The 18,844-nt window shown below is 47.9% G+C and carries 17 protein-coding genes and 1 tRNA gene; 12 read left to right on the top strand and 6 right to left on the bottom strand.

Going from position 1 to position 18,844, the window contains the following annotated elements; translation table 11 throughout:
* Positions 1–8 precede the first annotated feature (8 nt).
* From ACZ42L_RS11935 to ACZ42L_RS11905, 7 genes are all read left to right on the top strand, one after another.
* Positions 9–1,061, top strand: a complete 1,053-nt coding sequence (locus ACZ42L_RS11935; RefSeq protein ID WP_464716218.1) for a Fic family protein — start codon at positions 9–11, stop codon at positions 1,059–1,061.
* A 177-nt stretch (positions 1,062–1,238) separates the two neighbouring features.
* On the top strand, positions 1,239–1,781 hold the full coding sequence (locus tag ACZ42L_RS11930) for a DUF1599 domain-containing protein (RefSeq protein ID WP_464699505.1): 543 nt from the start codon (positions 1,239–1,241) through the stop codon (positions 1,779–1,781).
* Between the two features lie 9 nt (positions 1,782–1,790).
* Entirely contained in the window at positions 1,791–3,872 is a 2,082-nt protein-coding gene (locus ACZ42L_RS11925; protein ID WP_464716217.1) for a BT_3928 family protein, read from the top strand.
* A gap of 86 nt (positions 3,873–3,958) precedes the next feature.
* The gene (locus tag ACZ42L_RS11920; RefSeq protein WP_464716216.1) at positions 3,959–4,630 is read left to right on the top strand and encodes an SPOR domain-containing protein; all 672 of its coding nucleotides are present in this window, start codon (positions 3,959–3,961) and stop codon (positions 4,628–4,630) included.
* Positions 4,631–4,682: 52 nt separating this feature from the next.
* Positions 4,683–5,276, top strand: coding sequence for a GTP cyclohydrolase I FolE (folE, locus tag ACZ42L_RS11915; protein ID WP_464716215.1), 594 nt, complete (start codon positions 4,683–4,685; stop codon positions 5,274–5,276).
* Positions 5,277–5,481: 205 nt separating this feature from the next.
* Entirely contained in the window at positions 5,482–5,967 is a 486-nt protein-coding gene (locus tag ACZ42L_RS11910; protein ID WP_464716214.1) for a hypothetical protein, read from the top strand.
* Positions 5,968–5,975: 8 nt separating this feature from the next.
* Entirely contained in the window at positions 5,976–6,731 is a 756-nt protein-coding gene (locus tag ACZ42L_RS11905; protein ID WP_464716213.1) for an exodeoxyribonuclease III, read from the top strand.
* 113 nt (positions 6,732–6,844) lie between these two features.
* Here the strand turns inward: ACZ42L_RS11905 and ACZ42L_RS11900 are convergent, their stop codons facing one another.
* The 6 genes from ACZ42L_RS11900 to ACZ42L_RS11875 form a co-directional block, all read right to left on the bottom strand.
* A complete protein-coding gene (locus ACZ42L_RS11900) occupies positions 6,845–7,351 on the bottom strand; it encodes a toxin-antitoxin system YwqK family antitoxin (RefSeq protein ID WP_464699496.1) in 507 nt (168 codons plus the stop codon).
* Between the two features lie 328 nt (positions 7,352–7,679).
* On the bottom strand, positions 7,680–8,807 hold the full coding sequence (locus ACZ42L_RS11895) for an energy transducer TonB (protein WP_464716212.1): 1,128 nt from the start codon (positions 8,805–8,807) through the stop codon (positions 7,680–7,682).
* Positions 8,808–8,826: 19 nt separating this feature from the next.
* Positions 8,827–9,321 carry a DUF4251 domain-containing protein gene (locus ACZ42L_RS11890; protein WP_464716211.1) on the bottom strand — a complete coding sequence of 165 codons (495 nt, stop codon included), beginning with the start codon at positions 9,319–9,321 and terminating at the stop codon, positions 8,827–8,829.
* Between the two features lie 557 nt (positions 9,322–9,878).
* Positions 9,879–9,951, bottom strand: a tRNA-Pro gene (locus ACZ42L_RS11885).
* Between the two features lie 147 nt (positions 9,952–10,098).
* Complete coding sequence (locus tag ACZ42L_RS11880) at positions 10,099–11,355, bottom strand: type II toxin-antitoxin system HipA family toxin (RefSeq protein ID WP_464716210.1); 1,257 nt, start codon at positions 11,353–11,355, stop codon at positions 10,099–10,101.
* A 6-nt stretch (positions 11,356–11,361) separates the two neighbouring features.
* Positions 11,362–11,682 (bottom strand): helix-turn-helix domain-containing protein, encoded by a 321-nt coding sequence (locus ACZ42L_RS11875; RefSeq protein ID WP_464716209.1) that lies wholly within the window; start codon positions 11,680–11,682, stop codon positions 11,362–11,364.
* A 301-nt stretch (positions 11,683–11,983) separates the two neighbouring features.
* On the opposite strand from ACZ42L_RS11875, the gene ACZ42L_RS11870 reads away from it, so the two are divergent.
* The 5 genes from ACZ42L_RS11870 to porW are packed head-to-tail and all read left to right on the top strand — an operon-like array spanning position 11,984 to position 18,841.
* Positions 11,984–13,129: a zinc-dependent metalloproteinase lipoprotein gene (locus ACZ42L_RS11870; protein WP_464716208.1), complete on the top strand. Its 1,146-nt coding sequence runs from the start codon at positions 11,984–11,986 to the stop codon at positions 13,127–13,129.
* Between the two features lie 24 nt (positions 13,130–13,153).
* Positions 13,154–14,413: a 3-phosphoshikimate 1-carboxyvinyltransferase gene (locus tag ACZ42L_RS11865; RefSeq protein WP_464716207.1), complete on the top strand. Its 1,260-nt coding sequence runs from the start codon at positions 13,154–13,156 to the stop codon at positions 14,411–14,413.
* On the top strand, positions 14,410–14,796 hold the full coding sequence (locus tag ACZ42L_RS11860) for a hypothetical protein (protein ID WP_464699485.1): 387 nt from the start codon (positions 14,410–14,412) through the stop codon (positions 14,794–14,796). The genes ACZ42L_RS11865 and ACZ42L_RS11860 overlap by 4 nt, the downstream gene beginning before the upstream one ends.
* On the top strand, positions 14,796–15,629 hold the full coding sequence (locus tag ACZ42L_RS11855; protein WP_464716206.1) for a metal ABC transporter permease: 834 nt from the start codon (positions 14,796–14,798) through the stop codon (positions 15,627–15,629). Before ACZ42L_RS11860 ends, ACZ42L_RS11855 begins: the two co-directional genes overlap by 1 nt.
* 47 nt (positions 15,630–15,676) lie before the next feature.
* Positions 15,677–18,841 carry a type IX secretion system periplasmic lipoprotein PorW/SprE gene (porW, locus tag ACZ42L_RS11850; protein ID WP_464716205.1) on the top strand — a complete coding sequence of 1,055 codons (3,165 nt, stop codon included), beginning with the start codon at positions 15,677–15,679 and terminating at the stop codon, positions 18,839–18,841.
* Positions 18,842–18,844: the final 3 nt, after the last annotated feature.

Here is an 18,844-nt window from a genome sequence, read left to right as displayed (position 1 = left end):
GACAGAATATGTACACGCCACCATTTACCATAACAGCAAAAATTGTTAATCAAATAGCTGACATCTCTGCTCAAATAGAACGATATGCCATTAAACTTGAACAGGATGATACACTCCGGCTACGCAAAGCAAACCGTATCAAGACCATTCACAGCTCATTAGCAATAGAGGGAAATACACTTTCTGAAAACGAAGTGAAAGAAATCTTCGAGGGGAAAACAGTCGTAGCACCATTTCGCCAAATACAAGAGGTGAAGAATGCTTTGAGTACATACGACATTTTCAATGAGTTGAACCCTTTTGACATCACCGATTTGCTACGTGCTCATGGAACTATGATGAGGGCACTTACCGACGATGCCGGACACTTCCGACGAGGTAATGTCGGGGTGTTTTCAGAACAGGGAATGGTACATATAGCCCCACCTGCCGATAGAGTCCCGTACCTAATCGAGGAGCTTTTCTCTTGGCTCAAAAAGGCCCAAGACCACTTGCTCATCCGTTCCTGCGTATTTCATTATGAATTTGAATTCATCCATCCATTCAGCGATGGGAATGGACGGACCGGCAGATTATGGCAATCACTAATCCTTTCAAAGTTACATCCCCTTTTTTCCTATTTGCCCGTCGAAAATATTGTCCATTCTAATCAAGAACAATATTATGAAGCTATAGCAGCTGCCAATGACCAGGTTAACAGTACACCATTTATCGAGTTCATGCTTGATGAAATTTTGAAAACATTGAAGTCACACCAAGGACATCCTCTCAACAAAAGTCAAGGACTGAAGAAGCACATTAACGAAGAATTCAAAGTGGTATTCGGCACAGAGTTCGGTGTAAAGTTCGGTGTAAAGTTCGGTGTAAACGAAAAACAGACACTTCTACTCCTTGCCAAGAATCCCCTGCTAACCAGTTCTGAGATAGCTCAACAAGTCGGTATTAGCCAGCGGGCCATAGAAAAACAATTTCAGAAGTTTCGCCAGCTCGGCATCATAGAACGCAATGGCAGTGACAAAACCGGGCGGTGGGAAGTCTGCCAGACAAAGCCATCATACTGACACAAGCTCAGGAAGAAGAACGAATTTACATATAACTGCCAACTATTGTCGGGCAACAGAGCAATTCATCCCTCTCAAGTCCTAAACTTTCACGATTGAAAGTTTAACACCTTATTATATATTTATTTGCTTTTCTCGGCGGAATTCATTAAATTTGCACGCGAAAATATAAGATTCATGAGTCATTCCAACACGGAAGAACAGTTCAGGAACATCATGCGCGAATGTCGCACGCTGTTCGAAAAGAAGCTACATGACTATGGAGCTTCATGGCGTATATTGCGTCCTTCTTCTCTCACCGATCAACTTTTTATCAAAGCCAAACGCATTCGCTCGCTCGAAATCAAAAAGGAATCGCGCGTGGGCGATGGTATCAGGACAGAATTCGTGGCACTTATCAACTATGGTATCATTGGACTGATACAGCTGGAAAAAGGATTTGCCGACTCTACAGATATGTCGCCGACAGACGCACTGGCACTCTACGACCGACATGCGGAAGAAGCTCTGAACCTGATGTTGAAGAAAAACCACGACTACGATGAAGCTTGGAGAGATATGCGTATCAGCAGTTACACCGACTTCATACTGACCAAAATAGAGCGTGTCAAAGAGATTGAGGATATAGGGGGGGAGACACTCGTGTCAGAGGGAATTGATGCCAACTACATGGACATCATCAATTATGCCGTGTTTGGTGCGATCAAGCTATCGGAATAAGCTAAGGAAGTGGATAAAATAAAGACCATCCTCACCAATCTATGTAGATTGCTGCTAGCATTTACATTTATCTTTTCGGGGTATGTAAAGGCTATCGACCCTATAGGCACTCAATACAAGATACAGGATTACCTGAATGCAGCGGGATTAGGAAATGTATTGCCCGACTGGCTGACACTCTCTACATCTGTAGGACTGGCAGCTTTGGAGTTCTCATTGGGAATCTTCATGCTATTCGCAATTCGCCGTCGCACCACTTCCAAGTTAGTCGTGCTGTTCATGGCTATCATGACAGTGACGACAATATGGGTAGCAGTGTTCAATCCTGTGAAAGATTGCGGTTGTTTCGGCGATGCTCTCATACTCTCAAATACCGAAACATTGCTGAAAAATGTAGTGTTGCTCGTAGCAGCCATTGTCGTGATGGTGTGGCCATTGCTCCAAGTGCGCTTCATCTCGAAAAGCAATCAGTGGATTGTCATCAACTACACGATGCTGTTTATCGTCATCTCCAGTGGATACAGTCTCTACGACTTGCCTCAGTTCGACTTCCGTCCCTATCACGTAGGAGCTAACATCCTGAAGGGGATGGAGATTCCCAAAGGGGCTAAACAACCGAAATTTGAGACAACATTCACGCTGAAGAAGAACGGAGAGACGCGTGAGTTTTCACTCGACAACTATCCTGATTCAACGTGGACTTTCGTGGATAGCAAGACTGTACAGACAGAAGAAGGATACATACCACCTATTCACGATTTCTCTATTCAACTCAATAGCACAGGCGAGGACATCACCCAGCAGATTCTCACCGACAAAAGTTATACGTTTCTGCTCATCTCTCCACATCTGGAAGTGGCAGACGACGGGAACTTTGGAGACATTGACCAGGTGTATGAATACGCTCAAAACTATGGTGTACCGTTCTACGGACTGACCGCAAGCGACAGTGTCGCTATTAGCAAGTGGGAAGATATGACTGGGGCAGAGTATCCGTTCTGCACCACAGACGAAACAACGCTGAAGACAATTATCCGGAGCAATCCGGGATTGGTACTCATCAAAGATGGTACTATCATCCGAAAGTGGAGTCATAACAGTCTGCCACAGGACGAAGACTTAAAGAAGCCACTGGCCCAAGCAGAGATAGGACAGATGCCAGGTAACACCGTGACCGGCGACATATTGAAGATAATACTCTGGTTTGTATTGCCATTGATGCTCCTGACACTGGCCGATAGACTATGGGCGTGGAGCAGATGGGTGAGGGCAAAAGAACTGAAAGAAAAGAAACATATTGTTCAACTCTTTAATAAAAAGAATAGTAAAATGAGAAAGAAAATTGTAGCAGGCAACTGGAAAATGAACATGAACCTGCAAGACGGTGTGGCTTTGGCTAAGGAACTCAACGAAGCTCTGGCAGCAGACAAGCCTAACTGTGATGTTGTCATCTGTACTCCATTCATCCACTTGGCTACCGTAGCCGGCATTTTGGACAGCAATACCATCGGACTTGGTGCAGAGAACTGTGCTGACAAGGAAAAGGGTGCTTTCACAGGTGAGGTTTCTGCCGAGATGGTAAAGAGCACTGGTGCTCAATACGTAATCCTTGGCCACTCTGAGCGTCGCCAATATTACAACGAAACTCCTGAAGTTTTGAAAGAGAAAGTGTTGTTGGCACTGAAGAATGGCTTGAAGGTTATCTTCTGTATCGGTGAGACTCTCGAAGAGCGTGAAGCCAATAAGCAGAACGAAGTTGTAAAGGCTGAACTCGAAGGTTCTGTCTTCAACCTGTCAGAGGAAGAATTCAAGAATATCATCATTGCTTACGAGCCTATCTGGGCCATCGGTACTGGCAAGACTGCTACATCAGAACAGGCAGAAGAGATCCACGCATTCATCCGCTCAGCAGTTGCTGCTAAGTACGGCGAAGCTGTTGCTGACGAGACATCTATCCTCTACGGTGGAAGCTGCAAGGCTAGCAATGCTCCCGAACTCTTCGCTAAACCCGACATTGATGGCGGCTTGATTGGTGGCGCTGCATTGAAGTGCGCTGACTTCAAGGGTATCATCGACGCTTGGAAGAAATAAGAAATAAATCATTGATGATGGGAGGAGAAGGCTTATTAATCATTATGAGAGAGCTTTCCCGCCCATCTTTCCATATTTAAATCAATATGATTAAGAATAAATTCGTCGCTCTATTGATATTGGTTATGTGTCCGTTTATGACCATGAACGCCCAAACATTCCTGGAACAATTGCAAAAGAAAGTTCCTGGACAAGGCACTGTGTCTGTCAATCAAAGCAAAGAGATAGACGAATTGGTGAATGGTAGCAAGTCGCAACAGGATGTTACCAAGGCCAAAAACACACCTAAGCCCAAGGAAACAAAACCTACGGAGCATCCAACACCTATCGCACAGCATAACAACGGAGACTCTACCAAGCGTGAACCGGTACATAAAGAAACGATTCCTACAACTCAGAAGCCCGTTGTAAGCCCTCAGAAGACGACAGAAGACGATAATAACGAGCTTGAAACACCCACCATAGACATGCGCAAAAAGGTGATGGTGAGAAGCTACAAGGTAAATGGATACAGGGTACAGGCTTTCTCAGGGGGAAACTCCAGAGCCGACAAACAACGTGCACAGCAAATTGGTAATGCCATTAAGATGGCTTACCCCGACCAACCGGTCTATGTACATTTCTATTCGCCACGATGGATTTGCCGCATTGGCAACTATCGTAGCATGCAAGAGGCAGTCCACATGTTGCAGAATATTCGCAAGATGGGCTACAAGCAAGCAACCATTGTACGCGGAAAAATCACCGTACAAGACTAACATTACACGAGAATATACCGGCTATAAGCCGCTCACATACGAACCACATAGAATGAATCCTGAAACAGAATTTCGTGAGGGACTAAAAGAACTCGCATCACACTATCAAGCTATCCTGAAACTGCTGGGTGAAGACACTGAACGCGAAGGACTGGAAAAGACACCTATGCGCGTGGCAAAGGCCATGCAAGTGCTGACAAGGGGGTACTCACAAGATCCACACAAGGTGTTGACCGACGCTCTCTTTGCCGAGAAATACAATCAAATGGTCATCGTTAAGGATATTGACTTCTTTTCTATGTGTGAACACCACATGCTCCCATTCTACGGGAAAGTACACGTGGCCTACATACCCGATGGATATATCACCGGCCTTAGCAAGATAGCACGCGTCGTAGACATCTTCAGCCACCGACTGCAAGTGCAAGAACGCCTGACTCAGCAGATTAAAGACTGCATTCAAAACACCCTGCACCCACTCGGCGTAATGGTGGTTATCGAGGCCAAACACATGTGCATGCAAATGCGAGGTGTCGAAAAACAAAACTCCATTACGACAACCAGCGATTTCAGCGGAGCTTTCAATCAAGCCAAGACACGTGAAGAATTCATGAATTTACTACGAGGAGAATCTAAGAGAATTTAACTATTCCACATGCAAGATTCTCTTTTTCATTTCGTTTTATACACATAACGAATAAATAACTTATCACATGAAAAATTTAAAGAATGTATTTACTTTAGTATGCTGTGGTCTTTTGGCAACAGCTTCTTTTACTTCTTGTTTAGGTTCTGGCAACGATGATTTTACACAAAATTACAAAAAGTTGACCCAGGCAGACAAAGCCACAATGATAACAGCACTGGCAGGCTTCTATAAAGGTAAAGTATATACCTACAAGAATCTCTCTGATACCAAGCCGGATTCTGCAGAAGTCATGATAAAGGCGGCAATAGACTCTACCGTTATCACTCCTAATATTCCCACAAAGCTCATCAGTAAATACATCACCAGCGACGACAGCATACTGGTAAATCGAGCAAAGAGTTTCACTCTAAAAGCCGAAACACGTACACCGGCATCTTATTCTCTCGACTACTTCAACAAGGCTTATTATCAATTTATATTAGTCCCAGGCATCACAAAATTCACTGTGGGTTCCAAGACTGTCACTATTGAGTATGCCAACCAACTGAACTTTGGCCAAGCAGCATTATATCCTCTATGCGAGTCCTATAAGAACGAAATTGCTTGCACATTCCTTATCAAGAGCATTAAGGTTGATGACAGTACCTACGACGTAAATCTGCCACTGCGTATCAAAGGTAAAAAATAAAATACTATATGTTAAAATTCATCTCATGGAATGTAAATGGGCTGCGTGCCTGCGTAGGTAAGAACTTTGAAGCCGACTTCAAAGCACTCGATGCCGATTTCTTTTGCTTGCAAGAGACAAAGATGCAGGCCGGCCAGTTGGATTTACAATTCGATGGATATGAGTCGTATTGGAACTATGCCGACAAGAAAGGCTACTCTGGTACGGCTATTTATACCAAGCATAAGCCACTCAGTGTGGCTTATGGAATGGGCATTGACGAGCACGATCACGAAGGACGCGTCATCACTTTAGAGTATGCCGACTTCTTCTTAATCACAGTCTATACCCCCAACTCGCAAGATGAGTTGCGACGCCTAGACTATCGCATGCAGTGGGAAGACGACTTTTCCAAGTATCTACAAGCCCTCGATGCCCGTAAACCCGTCATCGTCTGTGGCGATATGAACGTAGCCCACGAGGAAATAGACATCAAGAATCCCAAGACCAATCATCGCAATGCCGGTTTCACCGACGAAGAACGCGAGAAAATGACTGCTCTGCTCGGCAAGGGTTTCATAGATACTTTCCGCACACTCTATCCCGAACAAGTCACCTATAGTTGGTGGTCGTATCGCTTCAAGGCCCGCGAGCGCAACACAGGATGGCGTATTGACTATTTTCTGGCATCGCAGCGATTGCGCGACCGCATCGCGGATGCAAAGATACATACCGACATCTTCGGTTCCGACCATTGCCCCGTAGAGCTCATTCTCAACGATTAAGCACATACAGAAAGACTATTCCAATTCTTTGGGATGAGCAAAAAGATAAAGGAGTCCGCTTCTCACGAAGCAGACTCCTTTTTTAATGTTATAATAGAGACTTTTATATTTGTTTATAAGAGAGATTTTATTTCGTCTACAGGGCGCTTGTCCATCGTGCCGTCTTGATGGGTTACAGTGAAGTAGTCGTGCTTTGATACACCGCCGGCAAACTCTACCACAGCGATACTACCGTCGCGCATCTGCAATGTGAAGTATCCTTCGCGCTTGCCATTCACAAACTTGCCGTGCCACTTCTCGTTACCATTCTGATAATAAGTGGTAACCTCGCCATTAAGAACCGTATTCTTATCGTTGCCGAGGTCTATAAAACTGTAACCACCCTCAGCCTTCAAAGTACCGTTCATATAGAAATCCTGGAATACGTCCTGCTTCTTCAAGCCTGTTCCGGCCGTCATCAGCAGGCGATAATAACTTGCCTGTTCGCTACTCGTAACGTGCAACATATTCTCAGCATAGAAAATAGTATCGGCTACAACTGTTGCGTTTTCAATATGCTTACGGCCAAAACTAGAGATGGCCATCATTACCATTGCGGTTATCAAAAGGGTACGTTTCATAAGTCAAATAGTTTAATAGGTTTCGTTTTTCTATTGCAAATATATACAAGATATATGATTTCCACCTCCGAATTTAACACTATTTTGCATAAAAATCATTCCTCTTTTTTAACTGAAATCCACGCCCCTACTTTCAGTTTAAAACTTTTAGTTTTCTCCGATTTTACTTACAATTTGCAAAACAACAGCACACAAAAGCACTACAAATACATCCTTATACTTACAATATGACACTTTTACTGCTATAAAACATATTTTTCACAGATATTAAACACCTGTTTCGGCCTTTCATCCCATACACCTTGTTACGATTTTCAGCCAAACAGTATCAAGGTGTCACCAATTTCATAGATAACACATACTCTGTGCGGACAGTTTTCCCATCTTTCTGTCCGGGTTTCCATCCATACATTTGTCGCAGACTCTCCACAAACGCCCTATCTACCGAGGGCGAAGAAGGACTGACAATCGACAAGTGAGACAAGCTGCCATCGCGCTCTACAACGAATCTTGCCACTACCCTGCTACGCATTCCTTCCACTTTCGCCAATTCTGGAATTGCAAAATGATGAGCCAGATAGTCTGCCAACTCTGCATTACCATTCTTATATATAGGACGAACATCCACCTGCTTACAGATTGTAAGTGAGTCATCCTTTTCGGCATCAAAATCCAAATTACCGACCGCAACGGCAGGCCGAACGTCAACCTTCATCATTTTCTTCACCCGACGCTTCATCGCTCCACGCAACACCTCGTACGGAATATCGCTCAGAAAACTATCCGCACCATTATTATAAAAGACCTCGAACACCGCCGAATGTTCACCGCTCAATGCCGGACCAAGCACCGACGACGCCTCCACCTCACCTTGAATCGAAGTTCGGGCGCCACGCGACAGATACTGCAACAACGCCGAATAGTTATAAGGATCATTCACCAACGCGTCCAAATCCATCATGTCGCCCTCTTCCATCACCTTGCGCGTAGTCATATCATAGGTAATAAAGCGTATTCTGCTTTCAGATTTCTGCGATGACAGCGCCTCCGGTTGACAGTCGTACTCCACACGGAACGACATAAAGCGTTCGGGCGCGAAACCCAATTGCTGCACCTTGCAACGCACATAGCAAAACTTTTTGTCGTCGGGAAGTGAATCCAGCATTCCCTCTACCGGCTTCCCGAATTGCTGTACAAAAGCCTGCCTGCTGTCCTCCACTCCTCCGACGTACCGCCCGAAAGCCACCCTGCACAATTCGGCTTGCAACGAATCGGCCCGCTCGCCATTGAGCAAGCGCGGCCATTCCAGTTCCATATCCACCACATTCATATCATGTCCCTGCCTGAGAACCAGGTGCTCGCGGTCGTAGGTTATCTGGTACCGGGCAGAAGGGTTTTGAGAAAATGCAGCCACTGCAACCAAGAGCAATCCCCACACCATTGCAATTCGTTTCATATATCAGCTTCCTTCCCGATTATTTATCCAACTCCATATTACCCGTGAACCCGATTCGCTCGCGTTGGCGGGCATACACCATAATCGACGTACTCCCATTTTCAAATACCGACAATACATATTGCAGTTGGTCTTCCTTGTTATCCGTCTCAATCACAATCTCCCTGAGACCGGGTTTCATCTGCCGTTCGGCATATCCCACAATCGGAGCAACGAAGTTAAGTCCCTTGCCCCCGCCATAAGGCACACTGTAGGCACGCCCGAAGTAAGGCAAATAAGAATTCAGCGTATCGCCCTTCACCGTCAGGCTATAACCATAGTCCAACCGGCGTGTCGGCCCTACAGCCGGCTGCATATAGTCTACCGCAATCGTATAATGCCGCTCGGCAAGTGCCTGCTCCATCTGCTGTGCCGTGCGCTGCCGCAACACCGCCTTCTCTGCTGCGGTCCTTGGCGTACCACACGCAGCCAACAACGTGGCCACCAAGGCCATCACATATAAATTCCTCATCATCTGTATATCATGTTAAATCCAACAATCAGCGAGCTTCCGACATCTCTATGGAAACATATCAGCCCTGCCAACACCCATATACCGCGACTCCCTGCCCACTCCGACAAAGATATATATTAATGTTTACAACGACAAACAATCGCCCCTAACTTTACATCTAATTAAACAATAGTACTGACACAGCATCCACAAAAACATCATTCAGATGCCCGTCTGTCCGAGTTGTCCTCCCAGCCTTTCGCTAAACAATTTACTGCAAAGGCTCGGCAGCATTGCTGCAAAGCCCGAACAGCAATGCTGCTACGACCAGTCAGTATCGCTGCCGAGACCTTGCAGTAAAATCAAGTAATAGGTTTATGAAAACAACATAGTCTACAAGGCTTCATAAACCGCCATTACCAACATCCTATATCTATCTCAAGTTTTCGCCTACAGCGACAAAGACCTGCCCAGACACAGCATTTACAGAATCAAGAAAGAACATTTGAAATCTACTGACAGGATATTATAAAAAAAGGAAAAGGGACTGTTTGACAGTCCCTTTTCCTTCAATCAAGTCGGGATTACTGGACTCGAACCAGCGACCTCGCGCCCCCCAGACGTGTGCGCTACCAACTGCGCTAAATCCCGAACTATTATTTTGCGTCTGCAAAGGTAGGCATTAGTATAGACATCTGCAAATTTACGCGCCACTTTTTCTATGCTTTTTCTGTTTCAGCCACGCTTTTTGCACTTTCCACATAACTTGACCTTGCATTTCTGGCTATCCAACTAACTTTATACCTTCACACAAAAACGGTTGATTCTATCGGCAAACAGGGCCATTTCGCCCTTCCGTATCTGCAAACGGGCAGCCAACGACGCCCAATCAGCCATGCCACTCCTCACCTCTTCTACAATATTCTCTGCATCCGACCGTCGCAACATATAGTCTTCACAGGCATCAAGCAAGACGTTGAGATTGGCCTCGTTACTGTTTCTACTAATCAATAATCCCTGATACGTATTGAGCGTAGGGTTGATGTCATAAGCTGGAGCTAAGGTCCAACCGCCCTTGGTCAGTATGAAACCATGATTGCGAAAATGGTCATCACTATTGCCTATACAAATATAGAATGCAACCCTACGGAACAACTCTTTCAGGTTTCGCTCAACATCTACACAGCTCTGCACGATAAAGTCTACCATATCCAGATACCCATGCCCGGTATTGGCATCACAACCGTCGGTAAGTCCGAGCATCGTCATGGCCGAGGCGAAATGTATGCGCGTATCGCCTCGACGGTCGAACCGCTTAGACAGCAACGTATGAAAACCTGTCCCCACATTCAGCAGCGATGTTTCGGCTGTCAAAACACCCACACGGAATGCCAGCAAATGACATAAATGCTCCCACAGCTCCACGTCATAAGTATCTTTGCGAGAGGGAAATTTGGCGATATACAACTGACCTCCATCCTGCACATTAGCCTTTGGGCGGGCACCACCAAGCGAAGAACCGGGATTCATCAGCTGCCGCAACCATCTAGCTTCAGGCAATTCGCTCCGCTCCTCACTCTGCTCTATCTGTCCGGCTGCATAGATAAGTTCCCGAACATTGGCCAACGGCGGAACGCTCAATGGCGTTGCTGACATGACATACCCATCTCCGTTTTCATTCTTCAGGCGCAAACCACCCAGTCGGGTAAAATCGCTTACCCCTGTCAAATAATCATACGAACTCAACTGCCGAACCACTCTTTGCTCGTCACGGGCTGCCAGTTGCTCTCGTCTCATCATCAGAGTGCGCCCCCATCGGTCGGGCATCATGTCAGAGAAACAGCCGAATATATCTTTTCCAGAAGCCGACCATTGCACACTGGCATAGTTCATAATGTCCGCTCCAAACGAGATATCAGGATGTCGGCGAAGCCATCCAGTATCATACTCAAATCCATACTTATCCGTACCGCGTAGACGCTCGTGATACAGTGTGCCCACTAATTCCTCAGCATCAAGCCAGTCAAAATTTGCATATACCAATAATCTGTCCATAACTCACTACTTTTTCTTGGATGCACGTTCACGCTGCTTGAGGTTCAAATCCTGTAGCTCACGCCCAAGCACGTCTTCTTTCGCCAAAAAAAGAATATCATCCGAGAGTTGAAGCGCATATAGTACACGCAGATAGATGCCGATAGCCACATTCGGAAATCCCCGCTCTACTCGTGTAAGCGTGAGGACGGAAATCATCGCACGCTCTGCTATCTGCTTCTGCGTAAGGTTTCTACGCAACCGGGCCAACTTGATCTGTTCGCCCACAATGGACAGGTCTTCTTCTAATTGCCGGGGCAATTTCTTACCAATCGTACTTTTCACCATCGTCACATCAACTATTCTTATAATATGCAAATATATAAATTATTTTAATTATATGATAGGTTAACGATTTCTTTTCCACTTTTTCCAACTATAATCAATACTAAAATCCCATGAGCAGACTTATTTTACAAACCAATCATACTTCTTATGCTCACCTACTTCCATTTTTGCCAACATAAACTGGGTATTCTGCATCAAATCATCTGCCCTACAACCGCGCCAAGATGAAAAAGCAGCTGTTTATTTTGTGTTTCATGGTTTTTCGTTTACCTTTGTATTTACATTATATATAAATAGGTAGATGAGAAAAAATATTTTTCTATGGGTATGTTCAGGACTTCTCTTATTGGCTTCTTGCACGAAAGACGAGGTCGTGACAAGCCCGCATCCCGATACACCAGCGGTCGCCGATCAAGACGATGACAACGCTACCGTCACAGACGATTATACGTATAAGTTGCCCATCATATTCCATGTATTCTATCAGAATGCTGCCGACACCATGCAACATGTGCATGCCGAGCGACTCCGAACAATGGTGAAGTATCTCAACGAGCTGTACCAGGGTGGCATTTACGGTACCAGCAGTGCTGTGAAAGTAGACTTCCAACTGGCAAAGACCGACGAGAGGGACAATCCACTCAGCACGCCAGGTGTCGAATATATCAAGTGGACGGGTGAGTACCCTATCGACTTCCAGAAATTCATGGAGTCCCAGGACAACGCGAAATATCTGTGGGAACCGGGCGAATACATCAATGTAATGGTCTATCCGTTCAAGCCCGGCGACGGCGAGCAGCATAGCAGTACGCTCGGTATCAGTCACCTGCCTCTCATGCCGAAGGCCTTGACCGACTCGCTGGAAGGGCTGCGCCGCGTGGACTACACGGTGCTGTCCAAGCAAAACCTGAATTATCCCTTCTGTACCTCCATCAACAGCGACTACATCTACATGGAGTCCTCGCGCTATAAGGACAAGAACAAAGGCTCTAAGGGCTATAATTTTTCTTCGGTAGACGCCAATGTAACCTTGGCACACGAGTTGGGGCACTATCTCGGCTTGCACCATGTATTCACCGAAAACGACACCGCTACTGTGGATAGCTGTGGCGATACCGACTACTGCAAGGACACCCAAAGTTACAACCGTGTGGAATACGAGAAAGAGCTGAAAGACTATCTCGCCACCATCAATCCTGGTCAGCACGATCTTTACAAGATGTTGGAACGCAATCCGTGTACCGGCAAGATGTTCCACGCCTGCAACTTCATGGACTACGATGTGAACCAGGGCTATCAATTCACCGACGACCAGGTGAGACGCATGCGCACCGTACTCTACTACGGACTGCTCATCCCAGGCCCTAAGAAGCCGCTGACAAAGAGGCGAGGCTTCATCGCACTGCCCGAAGGCGTCGTCAATCTCCCCATGACGCTTCGTAAATAATCCGTAAGAATCCTATCCAGACTCATGATATACGACATTATAGCTCCGCAACAACTGCAAGCCAGCATCACACCGCCAGCTTCCAAGAGCATCAGCAACCGCGCGTTGATTATCCACGCATTGTCCGGAGGCAACATATTACCCGACAATCTGTCCGACTGCGACGACACCGAGGTCATCTTACGCGTCATCGACAACTTGCCGGAAACAGTAGATATCAAGGCTGCGGGTACTGCCATGCGCTTCATGACGGCCTATCTGAGTACCATAGAGGGCGAACATTCCATCACCGGCACAGAGCGCATGAAGCATCGCCCCATCGGGGTATTGGTGGACGCACTGCGCTATCTGGGGGCCGACATCACCTACGAGGGTGAAGAGGGCTTTCCCCCACTCCGCATCAAAGGCCACACCTTGTCAGGCGGTCATCTTGAAATACCGGGCGACATCAGTTCGCAATACATTTCGGCACTGCTTATGATTGGACCGGTATTGGCCCAAGGACTTGAACTGCGCATGACCGGAGAAATCGTGTCGCGCCCCTATATAGACCTAACGCTATGTACCATGCGCGAATTTGGAGCAGAAGCTGAATGGTCAGACATGGACACCGTCACCGTCAAACCGCATCCCTACATCCAGAAGCCCTACCGCATAGAGAGCGACTGGAGTGCTGCCTCGTACTGGTACGAGATGATGGCACTCACGAAAGATGTCGATGCGACCATCAATTTGGTCGGTCTGCTGGATGCCAGCAAGCAAGGCGACTCCGTAGTGAAATACCTCTTCTCGCTCATGGGCGTAAAGACCACTTTCGAAGCGAGTCCGTCAGCTTCTCTGCCGATAGTCACATTGTCGCGCCATCGACGCATGCTACCACGCTTGGACTACGACTTTACAGGGTCTCCCGACCTGGCCCAGACGGTGGTTGTAAGCTGTGCGCTCATGGGAGTCCACTTCCATTTCACGGGATTGGCAAGCCTGAAAATCAAGGAGACCGACCGCATCGAAGCACTCAAGCGTGAGCTTCGCAAACTAGGTTATGTCATTCAGTCGCAAAGCGACAGCGAACTGCTGTGGAATGGCGAGCGATGTGAACCCACTTTTGAACCCATAGACACCTACGAAGACCATCGCATGGCCTTGGCATTTGCACCCGCTGCCCTCGCTTTAGGCCATATCGAGATTCGCCATCCAGAGGTGGTCACCAAGTCCTACCCTCACTATTGGGACGATTTACAGACTGCGGGCTTCCGCATTATCAAACAAGATGAACGATTATGATATTTCTCATACTGATTCTGATAGCCTTAGGAGGAGTTGCTGCCGTGCTGGGCACCATCTCTTCTCTGCGTGGTGAAAGCGACGACATCGTACAACCCACCACGTCGAGCTGCGCCACCTGTACCGGCGAAAACGACATGTGCGAACAAGACTGCATGCTCGAAGCAGCCGTCAAAGACATAGAATACTTTGACGACGAGGAACTCGACGCTTATCGCGACCGCCCATCCAACAGCTATTCTGACACTGAAGCCGATGAATTTTCGGAAATCATGTACACCATGAAACCCGAAGAAGTGAAGGCATGGAACCGTAGTCTCATCCTCAGAGGCATCAACATGCCCGACCAAATCAAGGATGAATTCATAGCATTAGCCCAATAATGGATATTCTCAGTTACAGTTTTTTCCAGAATGCGCTGCTCGGCAGTCTGCTGGCCAGCATTCTTTGCGGATTCATAGGTACGTATATCGTGACGCGACGACTGGTATTTATCAGTGGCGGAATCACTCACGCATCGTTCGGTGGTGTAGGCTTAGGCGTATATCTGGGTATCAACCCGATACTCTCGGCCATGATATTCTCGGTTCTAAGTGCCTGTGGTGTGCAGTGGATGTCGCATCAAGGCAACACCAGGGAAGATTCAGCGATAGCTGTATTTTGGACATTCGGCATGAGCGTGGGTATCATCTGTAGTTTTCTCACGCCCGGATTCATGCCCGACCTGTCTTCCTTCCTCTTCGGAAGCATCCTCACCATCAACACTCCCGACCTATGGTTGCTCGGTCTGCTCACCCTCGTTGTCATCGCCGTGTTCACCCTTTTCTTCAGACAGATACTAACCGTATCGTTCGATTCCTACTTTGCACGCTCCCAGAAGTTGCCTGTCGAATTCATCGAATACATGATGATGATACTCATTGCCATGACCATCGTCGCCACACTGCGCATGGTCGGCATCGTATTGGCCATCAGCCTGCTCACCATTCCGCAGATGACAGCCAACCTTTTCACCTTCAGCTTCAAGCGTATTGTGGCGCTCAGCATCTTCTTCGGATGGATAGATTGCCTGTTGGGGCTGGCACTTTCGTACAGTCTGAACGTGCCGTCGGGTGCTTCCATCATCTTTATGAGCATCATCATCCTTGTCATCATGAAAGCTATCGTCTCACTTCGCTCGAAGTGGATTGTCAAACAAACCCTCTCACAAAACTGAAAACGAGCCTCCGACATATAGTCCTCGCACTGCCGGTCTTATCACTGATGCTCATGACCGGTTGCTCCGCCCAGCGCAACACTGCCAAATCTAGGTGGTGGCAGGCTTTCAATACGCGCTACAACGTGTATTACAATGGAAGCCAGGCTTATATAGACGGCTCTTTGGAAAAGGAAAACGGCAACGCCGACAACTTCACCGAACTCATCCCTCTCTACACCGTCGGCAACAAGAATAGTCGCGAACTGGGCAAAACAAACTTCGACAGAGCCATCGAGAAGAGCCAGAAAGCCATTCATCTGCACAGCATCAAGCGTCGGCCGGAATGGAAACCGGGACGTCACAAGACAGCCAAAGACATCGAATGGCTGAGCCGTCGCGAGTACAACCCATTCCTATGGAAGGTATGGATGCTCATGGGGCGGGCACAATTTCACGAAGGTGCATTCGACGATGCAGCCTCCACATTTGCCTACATGAGCAGGCTCTATCGCTCGCAACCCGCCATTTACGGCAAGGCGCGGGCATGGTTGGCCAAGGCCTACATCGAAGAAGGGTGGCTATATGATGCCGAAGACGTGATTCGCAACATGCAACGCGACTCTATTCACTGGACAGCTCAGAAAGAGTGGGACTACACCTACACCGACTACTACATCCATACGGGAGAATACGATAAGGCCATCCCATACTTGCGCAAGGTGATTCGCCACGAAATGCGACGCAAACAGCGGGCACGTGAATGGTTCTTGCTGGGCCAGCTACTGGAACTTCAGGACAATAAGGCAGAGGCCCTGAAGGCTTATCAGCACGTCATCCGACTGAATCCGCCTTACAACTTGGAGTTCAATGCACGCATTTCCATGACCAAGGTCATGCCCGAAGGCCCGTCAGACAAGATGATTTCGCGCCTCAAGCGCATGGCCTCATCGCCCAACAATGCCGAGTATCTCGACCAGGTGTATTATGCCATCGGCAATATCTACCTGGCCCGACGCGATACCTTGCACGCCATCGATGCCTACGAACAGGGCAACCAAAAGGCCAAACGCAGTGGTATAGAGAAGGGAGTACTCCTGCTGAAGTTGGGAAATCTCTATTGGGACCGACAGAAGTTTGCCGATGCGCAGCGTTGTTACAACGAAGCCCTGGGCTTACTCGACCAAGACCGCAAGGACTATCAACAACTCGCGGAGCGCACGAAGATATTAGACGAGCTGGTACCGCATACAAATGCCGTGGAGTTACAGGATTCCCTGCAACGCTTGGCACGCATGGCCGAACCCGAACGCAACCGCATCATCGACCGCATCATCAGCGACTTGAAGAAGAAGGAGCGTGAGGAACGCGATGCCCAAGCCGAGATGGCAGGGGCGCAAAATGGCGGTCAGGCCGAATCAGGACCTATCCCGACGCCTCCGACACGCCCCACAAACACACAAGACAGCAAATGGTACTTCTACAACCCAATGGTCGTGGCACAGGGAAAAGAGACTTTCCAACGCCTGTGGGGCAAGCGTGACAATGTAGACAACTGGCAACGCATCAACAAGAGTGTAGTACAGACTATGACGACCGACCCCACCTTGCCCGTAGATTCTGTCCAACAAGCGCAAAACGAGGACCCGTCGTCTCACCAATCTGCCGACAATCCAGCTGCCGACCCACACACCCGCGCCTATTATCTCGCTCAGATACCATTCTCCGAGCAACAACTCGAAGCCAGCAACAAACTGTTGGCAGACGGTCTTTTCGGCTCAGGCGTCATCTTCAAGGACAAAATGGACGCCCTATCGCTAAGCGAACGTACCCTCATCAGGCTCGTCGGCCATTTTCCGAAGTTTGAGAAAATGGACGAAGCCTACTATCATCTCTTCCTACTTTATTCGAGACTGGGGCGCAGAGACCGCGCCCAAACCTATCTGGACATGCTGAAGCGCAACCATCCCCAAAGCGAATGGACGCACCTCATAGCCAATCCTTACTTCGAAGAGAATGCCCGTAGGGGTGAACAGGTGGAAGATTCGCTCTATACAGCCACCTACAACGCCTTCCGCAACAACCACTACGACGTGGTTCGCAACAATGTCTCCATCTCAGACACGCGCTTTGCCGATGGGGCTAATCGCGACAAGTTCCTCTTCATCGGGGCACTCAACCAGCTCAACGACAACCGACTCGACGAATGTCTACGCAGTCTCAACACGCTCGTAGAGAAATATCCGGAGAGTCAGCTCAGCGTCATGGCCGGCATGATTATCAACGGTGTGAAGGCCGGCAGACCTGTACGAAGCGGCCATTTCGACATGAACGATATGTGGGAACGGCGCAACATCGTCCTCAACGACAGCGATACGACGAAGCTGCAAGGCTTCTCGACCGAGCGAGCCACCCCGTTTGTTTTCATGCTTGTATATCATCCCGACTCCGTGAGAGAGAACCAACTGCTCTTCGAGTTGGCCAAATACAACTTCACCAGCTATCTGGTGCGCGACTTCGACATCAAGATTGAAGATGCCGACGGACTCCGGAGAATGATGGTAACGGGCTTCCGCAACTTCGACGAGACATTACAATATGCCCGACAGCTGCGCCGCCAAGAGACTATCAACAACCTCAACGGCCATGCACATCCCGTCATCATCAGCGATACCAACCTACCCTTGCTCGGCACGCAGTTCAGCTATGCCGACTACGAGGCATTCTACGCGAAGCATTTCGCCCAACTCAAGGTTTCGCTCTATCAACTCCTGACCGAGCCAACGGAGATTACGACCGACAAACAGCAGCCTGCCGCACCCAAGACCGAAGAAGAAATAGACCGCATACTCGACAACAGCGACGACATCAACAACGGCATTTTCATTCCGATTGACGACGAGAAACCTCAACCGAAAACTCCTGCGACCGGGACAACGATTCCGATTGAGACAGCCAAACCCACACCTCAACCGCCCGCAGGAGGTATCACCATTCCCATCGCACAGCCCGTCAAGCAGCCGAAGGTCGACAAAAACGCCCTCCCGACAGTGAAACCCAAACCACTGCCCCAACCTGCCAAGACTCGCAAAGAGAATACCGGCATCTACTTCGACAACGGTTTGCCAAAGACACAGGACAAGCAAAAGACTGCACAGGAGAAAGAAAAAGACAACAAGAAATCCAAGCCACTCGATTTGGAAGATGAATATTACGACTTAGACGGATTCTAGAAT

The sequence above is a fragment of the Prevotella mikamonis genome (assembly GCF_055381405.1).
The sequence above is the reverse complement of the archived record's forward strand: the minus strand, read 5'-3'. Positions and strand labels throughout refer to the sequence as shown.